This is a genomic window from Alteromonas sp. AMM-1, from assembly GCF_047290655.1.
GTDB classification, from domain to species: Bacteria; Pseudomonadota; Gammaproteobacteria; order Enterobacterales; family Alteromonadaceae; genus Alteromonas; species Alteromonas mangrovi.
The window spans coordinates 55,738-70,412 of record NZ_JBLBUE010000008.1 but is presented as its reverse complement, the minus strand read 5'-3'; the positions used below and the strand labels follow the sequence as shown (position 1 = coordinate 70,412).

Here is a 14,675-nt window from a genome sequence, read left to right as displayed (position 1 = left end):
TGTATGGACCACGCGCATACCCCGGCCACCGCCACCGCCAGCCGCTTTTACGATGATTGGGTAACCAATTCGCTTAGCAATGGCTTTGTTGCGATCTTCGTCGGCAGTCAGCGGACCATCAGATCCCGGTACACAAGGTACACCGGCTTTCTTCATGGCGTTAATGGCTGACACTTTGTCACCCATCAGGTTGATGGTGTCAGCGCGTGGGCCGATAAAAATAAAGCCGCTTTTTTCAACTGCGTCAGCAAATTCCGCGTTTTCCGCCAGAAACCCGTAACCCGGGTGTATTGCAATCGAGTTAGTCACTTCAGCCGCTGCAATAATACGAGGAATGTTCAGGTAGCTCTCAGTCGCCTTTGCACTACCGATACAAATTGATTCGTCTGCCAGCAGTACGTGTTTCAAATTGCGGTCGGCCGTGGAATGTACGGCAACCGTCTTTATGCCGAGCTCTTTACAAGCTCGCAATATCCGCAGCGCGATTTCGCCGCGGTTAGCTATGAGTACTTTATCCATGTGTGATTACCGCTTATTCAATAATGAAAAGAGGCTGGTCAAATTCTACCGCTTCTTGGTTTTCTACCAGAATGGCTTTAACGACACCGGCTTTATCAGACTCGATTTGGTTCATCATTTTCATGGCTTCAACGATACACAGGGTATCGCCAACATTAACGCTTTGACCTACCTGTACAAATTCTTTTGCAGTAGGCGACGATGCACGGTAGAAAGTACCTACCATCGGCGATTTAACCGTATGGCCTGTAGGCGCAGCTGGCTCTGCTTCTGCAACAGGGGCTGGTGCAGGTGCTACAGGTGCAGCGTGCATTGGTGCATGCATAGGCGCGCTGTAGTGAATAGGCGCAGGCATATGTGAGCTGCCGCGGTGAATGCGCACAGACTCTTCGCCTTCCGTGATTTCCAGTTCGGCAATACCTGACTCTTCGACCAGTTCGATCAGTTTTTTAATCTTTCTAATATCCATAATCTGTCTCTGTTAGTGTTGTTTGTTCAGCATATCGACTGCCGCGTCCACGGCGAAATAGTAGCCTTTGGCACCAAAGCCCACTATTACGCCCGCAGCGATATCGGAGAAATAAGAATGGTGTCGGAAAGCCTCTCTGGCATGCACGTTTGACAGGTGCACTTCAATAAAAGGAATGTTCACACCCAGTAATGCGTCGCGTAATGCTACGCTGGTGTGAGTGTAGGCCGCAGGATTAATGATGATAGCGTCTACTTCGCCCATTGCACTGTGAATACGATCGATCAACTCGCTTTCCGAATTTGACTGAAAGTGTGACAGTTCAGCGTGTTTTGATTTGGCATACCCGGTTAATGACGACACAATCTCAGACAGTGTCGTGTATCCGTAAGTTTCGGGTTCCCGTTTGCCTAACAGGTTAAGGTTAGGGCCATTAATAAGTAGTATTTTCATTAAACTTGCAGTAATCATGCGTCTATTTTCGGTGTATTTGCCTTTTATACAGAAAAAGCAAAAAAATTAACACCTAAAACGCGTTCAAATCCGACTTTGTGTAAATTAATCCATGATTATAGTGAATAATCTCAAGTTAGCAGCAAAATACTGGTCTAATCAGGGGAGATTGACACAAAGTTTACTTAAGGATCCTCACTCAATGACCCTGAAACCCGGACAGTGCTCCGTCGATTTTTCCTGTATTGATGCTGCAATAGAGTGTTAGACGTTAGTTAGTCAATAAACGTCACAAAAAAGTTCGATGAAAAACAATCAGAGTAAAGTTTGTATCAAATGGCAGGGTATCGATACTATTTCGAGGAAGTAACCCGTTATACAACACCGCAATTTCACCGCATTCTTAAACCTTGTGTTAGTGGTGTTGTAACGATGTTTATCCCAGCTTAACGGTAACCTACAAACGGTTGCCTTTTGCATTCTTGCGAATGGCATCGGTAAGTGAAATGGCGATGTCGGGTATTGATAATGTTTGATCTACTGCGCCACGCTTCACGGCTTCTTTAGGCATGCCATATACCACGCAACTTGCTTCGTCCTGAGCAAACGTCACTGAGCCTTTGTTGTGCATTGCCAGCATGCCGTCTGCGCCATCCTTGCCCATCCCCGTGAGTATGACACCGAACGCATTGTTGCCTACGTTGTCAGCCAGGCTCTGGAAGAGCACGTCTACAGAGGGTTTGTGCCCGCTTACGCGTTCACCGTCAGTTAATTGGGTGCGGAAATCAGCCCCGTATTTAATTACCGACAGATGGCGATCGCCTGGTGCCAGATAGGCGTGACCAGGCAGTAAGCGCTCGTTGTGTTGCGCTTCTTTTACCGTTAGCGCACACATGCTGTTAAGTCGCTTGGCAAAGCTACTGGTAAAACCGGGGGGCATATGTTGTGTCATTACTATGGCCGGGAATGAGGCGGGCAATCGAATCAGTAAGTCTTTTATTGCTTCGGTACCGCCGGTGCTTGCCCCAACGCCAACGATAAGTTCGGTACCGGTATAGCTCAGTTGCGTTTGGGTTACGCTTTGATTAAGGACGCGTTTTGCCACTTTGGCGCTGGCTGCGGCAATAATTTTACTGGTTACCGTTTCCTGAAAAGCCATAAACTTTGCCTGAACATCAATTTTAGGCTTCGGAATAAAATCAATAGCACCCAGTTCCAGAGCCAGCATAGTGGCATCCGCCCCTTTTTCCGTTAGCGTAGAAATCATAACCACTGGTGTGGGTTTAGCTTTCATCAGGCGATCCAGAAAGGTCAGTCCGTCGACTTTGGGCATTTCGATGTCCAGCGTAATCACATCTGGGTCAAACTTCTTTACCATTTCCTTGGCAACGTAGGCATCAGGAGCAGTGCCAACCAGCCTGAGTTGAGGGTGCGAAGAAATGATCTGTGTCATCAGTGAACGGATCAGGGCGGAGTCATCTACAACTAAAACGGATATACTCATAAGGATCACTCAAAAAAATCAACATCACCGGCAATCGGACTGTCTTTAATACGCATGCGGTATTCACTTTCACGGTCAAGAATGGTGTTGTTGTGCATAATTTTAATTTTTCGCACTCTAACCTCGCCCGTATCCGGAAAAAAATAGACTTTCCGGGGATACGGACCAAGCAGATCCCTGGCCAAAATAGGGATTTTTTCTACCTGCAGGTAGTTGAGTACAAATTCGCTGTTGCGCTCACCTACATTGTTAATGGTAATGCCTTGCAGCACATTGCCACCGCCAAATACCTTTGCCTCAAGCCTTGACTTGGCTGCCCCCAGTTTTAACAGATCGTTGATTAGCAGCTCCATTGCGAAAGAACCATAGCGCGCAGATGCATTTAAGCCGTCGGCGGGTGCCAAATCGTCGCTGGGTAACAGAAAGTGGTTCATGCCGCCAATGTTGGTGATCGGGTCGCGCAGGCATACTGACACACAGGAACCCAGCACTGTTACAATCATGGTGGGTTCACGGGTAGCAAAATACTCGCCTGGTAAAATCTTAACGGCTTCGCGGTCAAAATGCCGGTCGAAGTAGCGATTTGGGATAGGGGCCAGCGGAAGCGTGGTCATTACGGATCCCTTCACACAACCTGATAGATGGTTTTACCCATCGGGCGCATCAAATTGGCCAGGTGTGAGAAGTTCTCTGAATGGCCGGCAATGTACCAGCCTCTTGGATTTAGCAAGGCGAGCATGCGTTTTAATATCGCTTCCTGGGTGGGTTTGTCGAAGTAAATCATTACATTCCGGCAAAAAATGATATCGACGCCGGGTTTCACTTTGTAGTGACTATTCAACAAATTCTCCTGGAAAAAACGGATGTGGGTGCGCAATTCGGGAATGACGCGGGCAAAACCACTGTTGGCCCCTTTGCCTTTGTGGAAAAACTGTTTTCTTCGGTTAAGATTGAGTTTTTCAACATGACCGATAGGAAATACACCGGCCTGAGCCTTTTCAAGCATTTTACTGTCGATGTCGGAAGCTAAAATCGTCACGTTATGCTTGAGGCTTCCGCGTGCTTCTGCGCAGGTCATGGCAATGGAATAAGCTTCCTCTCCGCTGCTGCATGCTGCACACCATATTGTAATTGCTCCCGGATGCGACTCCAGATACGTCGCTAACGCCTCAAAGTGATGTGCTTCGCGAAAAAACGACGTTAAGTTAGTTGTTAGCGCATTAATAAAATGTTCGGTTTCTTCCTTATTGGTATCCAGAAAGGCAAGATACTGTTGAAACGACGTGTGTCCGAGTGCGCGCAGCCGCCGCGAGAGGCGGCTGTACACCATGCTGTCTTTGCTATCGGCCAGATTAATACCCGTTAACTGGCGTATTTTCTGACGGACAGCCTCGAATTCCTTGTTGCTGTATGCGAAAGGCCTGTCCATTTGTTACTCCCGCGCTCAGCTGTTAAAAACTCTCCCATTCGTCATCTTCAGGTTTAGAAGCCTGCAGTGATTTCCTGGAAGCACTGGCCAACGATTTCGCAGAGACTTTGGGCTTTGCGAGCGATGCAATGCGAGCTGGCGGAGGCATAGACGCACTCTCCTGTGTATGCCCAAGTTCGAAGAAGTTTACTCTTGAGATAAGCTGCGCTGCTTGCGAGGTCATACTCTCGGCTGCCGCTGCTGCTTCTTCTACCAACGCTGCGTTTTGCTGGGTCATTTCGTCCATTTGCGTAACTGCTTTGTTGATTTCATCTATACCACTGGCTTGCTCGGCCGATGCTGACGCAATCTCAGACATAATGTCATTTACACGTTGAATGGCCGTAACAATTTCCTGCATGGTTTTGCCTGATTGATTCACCAGTGCATTACCGCTTTCAACCTTGGTTACGGAGTCTGAAATCAGATCCTTGATGTCCTTTGCCGCATTGGCTGAGCGTTGTGCCAGGGTGCGCACCTCCGATGCAACGACTGCAAAGCCTCTGCCTTGTTCACCTGCCCTTGCTGCTTCTACTGCGGCATTCAGTGCCAGAATATTGGTTTGGAAAGCAATACCGTCGATAACACCAATAATATCTTCGATTTTCTTGGCCGACTGATTGATGTCTGCCATGGTACCCACCACCTGCTCAATGAGTTTGCCGCCATCAATGGCAACTCGTGAAGCCTCAGAAGCCAGTCCGTTAGCTTGCTTCGCATTGTCGGCGTTGAGCTGAACCGTGCTGGTGAGCTCTTCCATACTCGACGCCGTTTCTTCGAGGCTGGACGCTTGTTGTTCGGTGCGCGTTGACAGGTCGGTGTTACCTTTGGCAATTTCAGCCGAGGCGTTGTTAATTGTTTCGGAACCCGCGCGTATTTCGTGAATGATGTTCGTGAGGTTAGATACAAACTCGTTCACCGATGTGGCAAGTTGTTTGAACTCGCCTTCGTATTCGCGTTCCAGTCTTGTGGTGAGGTTACCCTTCGATAGCATCAGCATGATGTCGCATATATCGTTAACGGCCATCTTGCGTCCGGTAATGTCGGTAGCATACTTCACCACTTTAAATACCCGGCCATTGTGATCGACAATCGGACTATAAGTAGCCTGAATCCACACTTCCTTACCACCATTACCGATGCGATGAAACTCGCCAGACTGGAACTGTCCGTCGTTGAGTTGTTCCCAGAATAAGCGATACTCGCTGCTGGCGCGTTGCACAGGGTCCATAAACATACTGTGATGTTTTCCCTGGATGTCTTTCAAGCTGTAACCCATGGTATTCAGGAAGTTATCGTTTGCGGTGACGATTTTGCCGGAGGGTTCAAATTCGATCACAGCCTGCGACTGATTAATAGCATTAATTTGCCCTGAAAAATACGCGTTGCGAAGCTTGTCTTCGGTGATATCAACGGCGTACTTAACCACGCGGGTTACTTTGCCATTGCCAGCCGTAACGGGGTTGTACGACGCCTGGATCCATACCTCATTACCGCCTTTATCAAACCGTAAATATTCACCGCTAAAGAATTCGCCTTTAGCCAGCTTTGCCCAAAACTCCTTGTACTCGGCGGACTGCGCATAGTCATTGGCGACAAATATTTTGTGGTGCTTGCCAATAATGTCGCTTTCGTCGTACCCCATGAGGGTAAGAAAGTTTTCGTTGGCTGAGACTATTTCGCCATTAGGCCGGAATTCAATGACACCCTGGCTGCGGTCAAGGGCGGCCAGTTTGTTAGAAGACAAATTGAATTGTGTTTTGTCTACCCACTCTACAATGGCGCCATCGGGGGTGCCTTGGGCATCCAGCAACGGGGTGAGCTTCAGGTCGAAGTTAACATCCCCAACGACAATAGAAGATTCCATTGGCGCCGTAAGCTCGGCTAAGATCCGTCGCTGATGGGCAGGATTTCTATGGAATTGGTCGATATTCTGACCCACCAGATTATCGGCCGAAAAGTGTGGCAACACCGTCCGGATTTCATCTTCGTAATTCTTCAGCAAATGATAAACGGCGGGGTTTGCATAGATGATATTTCGGTTTTTATCCGCCACCATTACACCAGAAGAAATGGCTCCCAACGCAATTTCATAAAAAGCCGGTGTTTTGGGTGCTGGGGCGCTGCCGCCGCCAAATAGATCGCGTAAGTTCATACTGAGCCCTCGTTCTGCTGATTCATGCTGTCGAATATGCCGATTTCCTCACTGGTAATCAGGCGCTCGATATTGACCAGAATAACTAATCCATCATCCACGCTGGCCAAGCCGTCTAAGTAACGGCTGTCAAAAGCAACCCCAAACTCAGGTGGCGGATGTACTTCATCTTCTGTGACATTGATAACGTCGGAGACGCTATCGACTACTATGCCAACAATGCGATCCTGTACATTGAGCATGATGACAATAGTAAATTCATTATAGGTCGCTTCACTGACCTTAAATTTCACGCGCAAATCGACAATTGGCACAATGTCGCCGCGCAGGTTAATAACCCCTTTGATAAAACTGGGCGCGTTGGCAATTTTCGTTACAGGTTCATAGCCGCGAATTTCCTTTACCTGGATAATTGCCAGGCCGTACTGTTCTTCACCCAGCATGAAAGTCAGATATTCTTTGCTGTCGCCCATAGACGTTGCATGCAATTTTTCCTTCGATGACAATGATTCCATCCGGATTACCCCACTTGACTCAATTGTTCAGTTTTCGCGAGATTATCAACATCGATAATCATTGCGACTTTGCCATCACCCAAAATTGTTGCGCCCGAAATACCTTCGACCTTGCGGTAGTGGCGCTCCAGACTCTTTATTACTACCTGCTGTTTACCCAACAACTGATCTACAATGATGCCGTAGCGCTTTTTACCAATTTCAACCAGCACAATGATCGACTCAGCAAGGGGTTTTGCCTGCCCTGGAATGCGCATTTGATGATGCAACGAGACCAGCGGCCAGTAGGTGTCTCTGCTCCACAGTACATTGTCGTTGGCCAGGGTTTTAATCTGTTGCGCAGTGGGTTGTAGCGACTCAATAATGTTGAGTAACGGAATGATGTAAGTTTCACCACCGACTGAAACACAGAGTCCGTCAATGATTGCCAGTGTGAGCGGCAATTTAATTGTGAATGTTGAGCCCTGACCCGCCGTAGACTGAATGTCGATAGTACCTTTTATGGCTTCAATGTTTCGGCGTACTACATCCATGCCGACGCCGCGCCCGGATACGTCCGTTACTGCTTCAGCAGTAGAAAATCCTGGTGCAAAAATAAGCTGCCACACGGCTTCGTCTGGCATGGACTCGTCCACGGCCATGCCATTGCTCAAGGCTTTCTTCAGTATTTTTTCCCGACTCAGGCCACCGCCGTCATCCTGAATACTGATCATAATATTACCGCCGCGCTGTTCCGCTTTAAGCATCACAGTTCCCACTTCAGGTTTACCCGCTGCCAGGCGTTTCTCAAGTGGCTCTATGCCATGGTCCAGGCTGTTTCTTACCAGGTGGGTCAGTGGATCCGCGAGCTTTTCAATCATGCTTTTATCGACTTCGGTTTCGCCACCTTCGATAACAAGCTCAATTTTTTTGTTGAGGGTTTTTGCAAGGTCGCGGACCAACCTGGGAAAACGGTTAAACACAAACGAAACGTGAATCATACGCATCGACATGGTCGCTTCCTGAATCTCGCGGATGTTTCTGGCCAGTTCTTCCAGTGTGGCGTTGAGTTTTTCGCCGGTGCTACCTTCTACTTCCTGGCCTATCATCGACAAAATCGACTGCGTGATTACCATCTCGCCAACCAGATTAACGACATTATCGATCTTGACTGTGTCTACGCGAATTGAGCCGGTTTCCGCCCCTGCATTTTGTTTTACCGGAGCAGACTTGGAAGGCATGGCTACGGATGAAGGTTTCTCGGCGACTTTCGACGTTGTTTTTTCATCGGTAAAAAAGCCAAATGCTTCTTCATCTGGCACAGGTTTAACGGGTTTGGGATCAGTGAAAAATCCAAAACCCTGGTCTGCTTCGCTTTCTGCCGTCGGCTGTGATTGAGTCGCGACTGATATGGACTCGGTGCCTGGTGCGTCGTCGAAAAAGCCGAAGCCGTCATCGACACCGTCGGTTTCTGCACTCGCGCCTGATACTGGCTCGTCATCGAAGAACCCGAAGCCGTCTTCTTCTTCCGTGTTTGCTTTTGAAGAAGGCTCAACATGATCATCGATATTTAATATTGCCTGTAGATCTGCTTTGCCTTTTTCAATTTGTTGCCAGTCAATGTCACTTTCATTCTGGTAACATTTGATGATTACACCCAGGGTGTCTGTGGTTGCCAGCAAAACATCCACGATATCAGTGGTGAGATCCAGTTCGTTGTTTCGGGCCTTGTCCAGAATGGTTTCCATTACATGGGTGAGCCCGGTGAGAGCATCAAATCCAAATATTCCACTGCCACCTTTTATGGAGTGCGCGGCGCGAAATATACTGTTTAAATCTTCCGGATCAGGGGAATCTGTAGATATATTCAGCAATAGTTCTTCCATGGTTTGAAGGTGTTCATTACTTTCTTCAAAAAACACGGTGTGAAACTGATTCATATCTACAGACATGATGGTTACCCCAGCAATTTAGACGCTATAGCCAGTAATTTGGATGGGTCAAAAGGCTTCACCATCCATCCGGTTGCCCCTGCTGCTTTACCCTGCGCTTTTAACGTTTCGCCAGCCTCGGTGGTAAGCACAATTATGGGCACCGCACGAAAGCTGGCCATTCCGCGTAAAGACTTGATTAACGTAATACCGTCCATATTTGGCATATTCTGGTCGGTTAGCACAAAGTCGTATCGGGTGGACTGACACTTATCCAGTGCAATCTTGCCGTCGGCTGCGGTTTCAACATCGTAACCAGCGCCCCGCAATGTAACTTCCACCATTTGCCGAATAGACATCGAATCATCAACAACTAGTATCTTTTTACCCATATTTTGTTAATTCCTTGCTATAGAGATAGTCGTAAGATTACCTTTGGCATTTCTTTCTACTGATTCGCACAGTGCATCCATCAGCGCGAGTCCTCTGCCACTCAAGGTTTGCTGTTGCCCGCCAACATCTGTTTTGCAAAAGCCCGGGCCCGAATCCTCCACTGTCACTCTTATAAACGTAGTAGAGTTTGTGTAAATGTGAATATTTATTTGATCATTTTCCTGCAGCCCGGCTATCCGTTCATCTCTTAGACTTAAATAGGCAGAAAAGCCGTCGATGTCGTTCTTTAAAGCAGAGTCGATTTGGAGGATGCCGTGATCTACTGCGTTATTAACCAATTCAGCTAATACCGTAAACGTCTTTTGGCAGAGGGCTTTGGGTAGGTCGGCACTTTGCAGGATAAACATTACCTGGCTCATAATATCCATGCGCACAATGGCCTTGCCTTTCACTTTGAAGCGGTAATCAAGTTCGCCGAACTCTTCCGATACCTGCTCGACTTCCGTTTTAACGCCTTCGCGCAGTGTCTTACCGCTTAACACACATAATGTAATGTCGTCTTCAATAGGCCGGCCCTGTGCGTGCGTCATACAGATGTCCATTAAGTCGATCAGGCTTTTGCCGTTACTTGCCAGTGTGGTTGCGTGTTCAATGAGTCGATTGAGTGTGAGGGCTTTGCCCTCGGCATCTGTTTGTTCGATCAGTCCGTCAGAAAACATGGCGATTTGATTCAAGCCTTCCGCGCTTATTTGTTCCGTTGTTACGCTAAAATCTTCCGGATCAAGAATTCCCAACGGCATAGAGCGGGATTTGTAACGAAGCAGATCGCCATTCTCCATACTGCACAGTACGTCAGGTAACCCCGCATTGATAACAAATACCGTTTTGGTGTAGGGGCAAATTTCCAAGCCGAGTACGGCAATAAAGCGGTCATCGGGTAATTCGAAGAACAGTTTTCGGTTTATTTCGTGAAAAATTTCGTCGAGGGGTTTGCCTTTCGACGCCATGGCTCTGGCAATAGATATCAGTGGTAATATACAGATAGCTGCCGCAAGACCGTGACCCATGGCGTCAGCCAGAAAGATTTGCACTTTGCCTGTTGGCGTATTTGGGCAAAAAATAATATCGCCGCTAAAAGTGGTCATTGGTTCGCTTTGCACCTGCACATAGTCAGGCAGGTTGTACTGACCTTTGGCCATGTTGTCGTAAACGTGCTGAGCGAGCGCTTCTTCCTGGGCTTTTTCGTCGATGAACTGGGTCAGCAGGCGGTTTTTGTTGGCTAATTCAATGTTGGCTTTCTTGAACGACATTAAGTTGCGGATTTTTTCCCACAACAAATTAATACTAACGGGCTTCACCAGGTAATCGTGCACACCCGAAGCAAAGCTTTTGGCTATGCTGCCAACGTCCTCGTCTGCAGAAATCATTAATATGTAAGGCTTTTGGCCGGAGCGTTGCAAAAAAGGAATTAACGATGCGCCATCACCATCGGGCAAGTGGTTGTCGATAATTGTGATATCAAAGCGATGACGTGTGACGGCTTCTTTGGCATCAGCCAGGCTATGACACGCAATCACTGTGAGGTGCTTGCTTAATAGGTCTGCAAGTACCAGTTCACAAAAAATAGTGTCATCGTCAACAACCAGAATTGAGAAGGCACCCGGAGGGAAGGGCATGCGTTTCATTTAACATTAACCGTTAACGTATCGTAACCATTTTGTCGAAATTGGCGATTTGAAGTATTTCTAACGCCGTTCCTTTCGCACTTACAATTTCCACGTTGCAGTTGATGCTTTTGGCTCGCTTTTGAAGCAACACAATCATCCCCAGTGCGGCACTGTCGAGGTACATTACCCTCGAAAAATCCAGGCTAATGGTCTTACCGGTATTTTTTTCTAGCAGTTTGTTGTACTGCTCGGTAAAAGATTTATGAAAGCTAAAATCAAAACGTTCAGGTATTGCAATCGTTGTACTCATTCGTGTTCCTTAAAATAACTCTATTTCGCCGGCATCAACTGAAGAGGATGAAACAGGGTTGTGGAGTCCTGCCCACTCGTTTTTGATTTTCTGTATGAAGGCGTCTGGTTGTTGTATGGCTTTCGTCCGCTTCTGATCATCGAGTAAGTCATCCAGGTGCATAGTAAGAACCGACATTACGTTAACGGTGTACTCAATATACTGCCGGTTGATATCGCCAAACTGCAGGCTTCGGGTTGCATCACTCAAAGCACAATCCAGTTTCATAGCCAGTTCGTGCAAACCTGACGTTACTTTCTGATCGTGTTCAGCCTTGCCGATGATGCGTTCCAGCTCGGTATTGATGTCTTTTTTGGCTTCGATTACGTAGCTCACGTCGTAGGCAGCGAGCACGCCGATTCGATCGCTTAATGACGATATTTTACTGTTGATCCCATTAATCTGAGTTTGAATGGATTCACTAAACTGCGCAGAGCGATTGGACAAAGTGCGAACCTCATCGGCGACTACCGCAAAACCTCTGCCATGTTCACCGGCACGTGCCGCTTCAATGGCGGCATTCAACGCCAGTAAATTGGTTTGTCCGGCAATGCTATCGATGTCTTTTAATGCCTTAATAACAGAGGGCACCGTTTCATTGATAGCAGTTATCTGCTCGAGAATCTCCATGATGCCCGCTGACATATCTACGGTACTTTGAATGAAGCGGTCCAAGGTAACCGCAGTGCGCTCTGCGAAATTGCGCATTTGGTCACTGTGCAATTCTTCACTGCTGTCATCAACCGTGATCAGGCTGTGAATGGTATCGCTTTGCTGGTCAACTAAACCCCTGAGTTCTAAAAAACTGCCACTGAGTGTATCCACTGCGTCGTTGTGCGTTGACAGTATATTGTTCAGGCTGCTGGTACAGTCGGTTAATACTTCAGTACATGTGGCTGTAATTTGCCCGAATGCGCCGGTGTTATCGTGCATCACTGGTGTAATTTTTTGTGTCTTCTGTGCAAGGGCTTCGTTGGCTGCTGGGGAATCGTTATCCTTGTTAAGTACAAAATCGGCAGCGAAGGCAGCGGCTGCAAGTATTATAACGGCAATAACACCATAGCCCGACCAAGCTATGATCACAGCTATGAGTGAGGCGATCCCCAACACTGTTAGTTTATTTGTGTTCATCCGTTTCACCGGCCCTTATTTGCGTTCTTTAGGTTTGCTGTAGAGACGAATTGCTGAAATGCAATTGATTGAAAAGTAATAATTTATTAGCTTTCAGTGCATGTAGTGTGAAAATCAGGATATTCATCTCACACTAAATGTAGGCAAGGATCTGAGGTCTTGCAAATTGTCAGACTAAAAAGAATACTTATTTGTATCAAATGGTTAATTGAAGCTGTAAAGTCTGGCTTTACGTCAATTTTACGGCGTGTGTGCCAGTTTAATGACGGAATGTCGGTGCCTTTAATCAATCAAAAGGCACCGGTCCAAAGGTGGGCGATAATCGTTAGTTAAGCGCTGCGTTTACGTGTTGGGCAAAGGGTTCCGCGCGCATAAATCCGGTGATCCTCGCTTTGCTTAGTTCATTGCCCTGATCGTCGAAAAATAAAATGGTGGGAAGCCCGAGAATCGAAAAATGTTCCTGAAACGCCAGATTGGTGGGTGTGTTATCGGTGAGATCAATCTGCATCCACACGGTATTACTGAGCGCTTCCACCACAGCCGGATCAGGAAACGTGTACTTCTCAAATTCTTTGCACGCCACACACCAGTCGGCGTAAAGATCTACCATTACCGACTTACCCTGGGCATTGGCGTCGGCCAGCTTTTGCGTAAAGTCTGACAGGTCTTTCACCACTAAAAACTCAGGATGCGTTTTCGATGCAGACGTCCCTTGCGACGTTGTGCTGGTGGGTAAGTGCACCGAGCCAAACAGCGTTTTATAGCCCAGCATGGCACTGCCAAACAGGCCTACAAATATGACTACCGCTCGCACGCCTTTCCAGAAGCTGCTGGCAGAGGACTGGTTAATAATTTGGAAATAACCGAAAGTGGCCAAACCTAAGCCTGCCCACAGCAACAGGGTGAGATCTGAATTCCACAAGCGCTCCACAAACAAGATTGCAACGGATAACAGCATAAAGCCAAAGGTGGTTTTTACCACGTTCATCCAGTTGCCCGCTTTGGGCAGCAGCTTTCCGCCAGTCATGGCAAAAATAATTAACGGAATACCCATGCCCAGGCTCAGCGCGTATAACGCAAGGAATCCCAGCAGTAAATCACCACTTTGCGCGATAAACAGCAGAATACCGGTTAACGGTGCCGTGGTGCACGGTGAAGCAATCAGGCCCGACAATACTCCCATCACAAACACGCCTGTCAGGCTTCCGCGCTGCTGAGCATTACTTACTCCGGTGAGTTTTTCCTGCCATTTGCTGGGCAACTGTATTTCGTAGGCACCAAACATGGCAACGGCAAGGGCAACAAACAATACAATAAAGGTGATCAGGATAGCCGGATGCTGCAAAGCTGCCTGAAATTGTACACCCGCCGATGCAACCACCAGTCCGAGTACTGAATAAGTGATTGCCATACCCTGAACGTACACAAACGACAACGTAAATGCCCGGGAAGCTTTTACCTCTTTCCCTTGCCCTATCACAATACCGCTAACGATGGGGTACATGGGGAATACACATGGCGTGAATGCCAGACCTACGCCTAACAGTAAAAATAACGCGAGTGTAATAGGCAGGCTATCCTGCTGTAATTTTGATGCCAGATCGAATTGCTGACTAACCGCAGGTTGCTCTGATGTGGATATAGCGGATTGCTCTGTTTGATCAGGCGCGCTGAGCGGTGCCGTTACCTGGCTCTCTGTACCAACGGCATTTAAATAAATAACCTTGGTCGTGGGCGGGTAACACAGACCCGCTGTGGCGCAGCCCTGATAACGCAGCTTAACTACACCATCTTTTACACTATTCTCAATCGGATAAGTAAACGCCAGACGATTAAAGAACACCTCAGAAATACCAAAAAATTCATCTTCTATCTGATCGGCGGGGGGAAAAACCGGCTCACCCACGGTGGCGTTTTTGGTAACGGTTTTAAATTGCTTCTTGTACAGGTAGTAGCCTTCAGCAATATCAAACGTCACAACCAGTTTGTCGCCTTGCTGCGAAAAATCGAATACAAACGCTTCATCAACGGGCAGAAATTGTGGCTCGTCGCTGAATAAATCCTGCATGTTGTCATTACTTAACTGGGCTGAGGCGACCTGACTCAGTAAGCTGCTCAATAATAGCAGCAGTAGTAGCATTG

The 14,675-nt window shown here is 47.6% G+C and carries 14 protein-coding genes; all 14 read right to left on the bottom strand.

Annotated elements, in window-relative coordinates; genetic code table 11:
- A partial coding sequence (locus tag ACLR2L_RS03380) for a biotin carboxylase N-terminal domain-containing protein (protein ID WP_413365684.1) occupies positions 1-519 on the bottom strand: 519 nt, incomplete at its 3' end.
- Positions 520-532: 13 nt separating this feature from the next.
- Positions 533-988 carry an acetyl-CoA carboxylase biotin carboxyl carrier protein gene (accB, locus tag ACLR2L_RS03375; RefSeq protein ID WP_413365682.1) on the bottom strand — a complete coding sequence of 152 codons (456 nt, stop codon included), beginning with the start codon at positions 986-988 and terminating at the stop codon, positions 533-535.
- Between the two features lie 12 nt (positions 989-1,000).
- Positions 1,001-1,441 carry a type II 3-dehydroquinate dehydratase gene (gene aroQ / locus ACLR2L_RS03370; protein WP_413365680.1) on the bottom strand — a complete coding sequence of 147 codons (441 nt, stop codon included), beginning with the start codon at positions 1,439-1,441 and terminating at the stop codon, positions 1,001-1,003.
- A gap of 457 nt (positions 1,442-1,898) precedes the next feature.
- Entirely contained in the window at positions 1,899-2,945 is a 1,047-nt protein-coding gene (locus tag ACLR2L_RS03365; RefSeq protein WP_413365676.1) for a protein-glutamate methylesterase/protein-glutamine glutaminase, read from the bottom strand.
- A 5-nt stretch (positions 2,946-2,950) separates the two neighbouring features.
- Positions 2,951-3,559 (bottom strand): chemoreceptor glutamine deamidase CheD, encoded by a 609-nt coding sequence (cheD, locus tag ACLR2L_RS03360; RefSeq protein WP_413365674.1) that lies wholly within the window; start codon positions 3,557-3,559, stop codon positions 2,951-2,953.
- An 11-nt stretch (positions 3,560-3,570) separates the two neighbouring features.
- The gene (locus ACLR2L_RS03355) at positions 3,571-4,374 is read right to left on the bottom strand and encodes a CheR family methyltransferase (RefSeq protein WP_413365672.1); all 804 of its coding nucleotides are present in this window, start codon (positions 4,372-4,374) and stop codon (positions 3,571-3,573) included.
- A 22-nt stretch (positions 4,375-4,396) separates the two neighbouring features.
- Positions 4,397-6,568: a methyl-accepting chemotaxis protein gene (locus ACLR2L_RS03350; RefSeq protein WP_413365670.1), complete on the bottom strand. Its 2,172-nt coding sequence runs from the start codon at positions 6,566-6,568 to the stop codon at positions 4,397-4,399.
- Positions 6,565-7,083 carry a chemotaxis protein CheW gene (locus tag ACLR2L_RS03345; protein WP_413365668.1) on the bottom strand — a complete coding sequence of 173 codons (519 nt, stop codon included), beginning with the start codon at positions 7,081-7,083 and terminating at the stop codon, positions 6,565-6,567. Before ACLR2L_RS03345 ends, ACLR2L_RS03350 begins: the two co-directional genes overlap by 4 nt.
- A gap of 5 nt (positions 7,084-7,088) precedes the next feature.
- Complete coding sequence (locus ACLR2L_RS03340) at positions 7,089-9,014, bottom strand: chemotaxis protein CheA (protein WP_413365666.1); 1,926 nt, start codon at positions 9,012-9,014, stop codon at positions 7,089-7,091.
- A gap of 5 nt (positions 9,015-9,019) precedes the next feature.
- Complete coding sequence (locus tag ACLR2L_RS03335; RefSeq protein ID WP_140957783.1) at positions 9,020-9,385, bottom strand: response regulator; 366 nt, start codon at positions 9,383-9,385, stop codon at positions 9,020-9,022.
- Between the two features lie 6 nt (positions 9,386-9,391).
- The gene (locus ACLR2L_RS03330; RefSeq protein WP_413365664.1) at positions 9,392-11,071 is read right to left on the bottom strand and encodes a SpoIIE family protein phosphatase; all 1,680 of its coding nucleotides are present in this window, start codon (positions 11,069-11,071) and stop codon (positions 9,392-9,394) included.
- A 13-nt stretch (positions 11,072-11,084) separates the two neighbouring features.
- A complete protein-coding gene (locus tag ACLR2L_RS03325; protein WP_413365662.1) occupies positions 11,085-11,363 on the bottom strand; it encodes an STAS domain-containing protein in 279 nt (92 codons plus the stop codon).
- Positions 11,364-11,372: 9 nt separating this feature from the next.
- Positions 11,373-12,032, bottom strand: a complete 660-nt coding sequence (locus ACLR2L_RS03320) for a methyl-accepting chemotaxis protein (protein ID WP_413365694.1) — start codon at positions 12,030-12,032, stop codon at positions 11,373-11,375.
- Positions 12,033-12,858: 826 nt separating this feature from the next.
- Entirely contained in the window at positions 12,859-14,673 is a 1,815-nt protein-coding gene (locus ACLR2L_RS03315) for a protein-disulfide reductase DsbD (protein ID WP_413365690.1), read from the bottom strand.
- Between the last annotated feature and the right edge of the window lie 2 nt (positions 14,674-14,675).

Coding starts and splice junctions, on each gene's coding strand:
- accB (WP_413365682.1), bottom strand. CDS start 988: ATGGATATTAGAAAGATTAAAAAACTGATCGAACTGGTCGAAGAGTCA.
- aroQ (WP_413365680.1), bottom strand. CDS start 1,441: ATGAAAATACTACTTATTAATGGCCCTAACCTTAACCTGTTAGGCAAA.
- ACLR2L_RS03365 (WP_413365676.1), bottom strand. CDS start 2,945: ATGAGTATATCCGTTTTAGTTGTAGATGACTCCGCCCTGATCCGTTCA.
- cheD (WP_413365674.1), bottom strand. CDS start 3,559: ATGACCACGCTTCCGCTGGCCCCTATCCCAAATCGCTACTTCGACCGG.
- ACLR2L_RS03355 (WP_413365672.1), bottom strand. CDS start 4,374: ATGGACAGGCCTTTCGCATACAGCAACAAGGAATTCGAGGCTGTCCGT.
- ACLR2L_RS03350 (WP_413365670.1), bottom strand. CDS start 6,568: ATGAACTTACGCGATCTATTTGGCGGCGGCAGCGCCCCAGCACCCAAA.
- ACLR2L_RS03345 (WP_413365668.1), bottom strand. CDS start 7,083: ATGGAATCATTGTCATCGAAGGAAAAATTGCATGCAACGTCTATGGGC.
- ACLR2L_RS03340 (WP_413365666.1), bottom strand. CDS start 9,014: ATGTCTGTAGATATGAATCAGTTTCACACCGTGTTTTTTGAAGAAAGT.
- ACLR2L_RS03335 (WP_140957783.1), bottom strand. CDS start 9,385: ATGGGTAAAAAGATACTAGTTGTTGATGATTCGATGTCTATTCGGCAA.
- ACLR2L_RS03330 (WP_413365664.1), bottom strand. CDS start 11,071: ATGAAACGCATGCCCTTCCCTCCGGGTGCCTTCTCAATTCTGGTTGTT.
- ACLR2L_RS03325 (WP_413365662.1), bottom strand. CDS start 11,363: ATGAGTACAACGATTGCAATACCTGAACGTTTTGATTTTAGCTTTCAT.
- ACLR2L_RS03320 (WP_413365694.1), bottom strand. CDS start 12,032: ATGGAGATTCTCGAGCAGATAACTGCTATCAATGAAACGGTGCCCTCT.
- ACLR2L_RS03315 (WP_413365690.1), bottom strand. CDS start 14,673: ATGCTACTACTGCTGCTATTATTGAGCAGCTTACTGAGTCAGGTCGCC.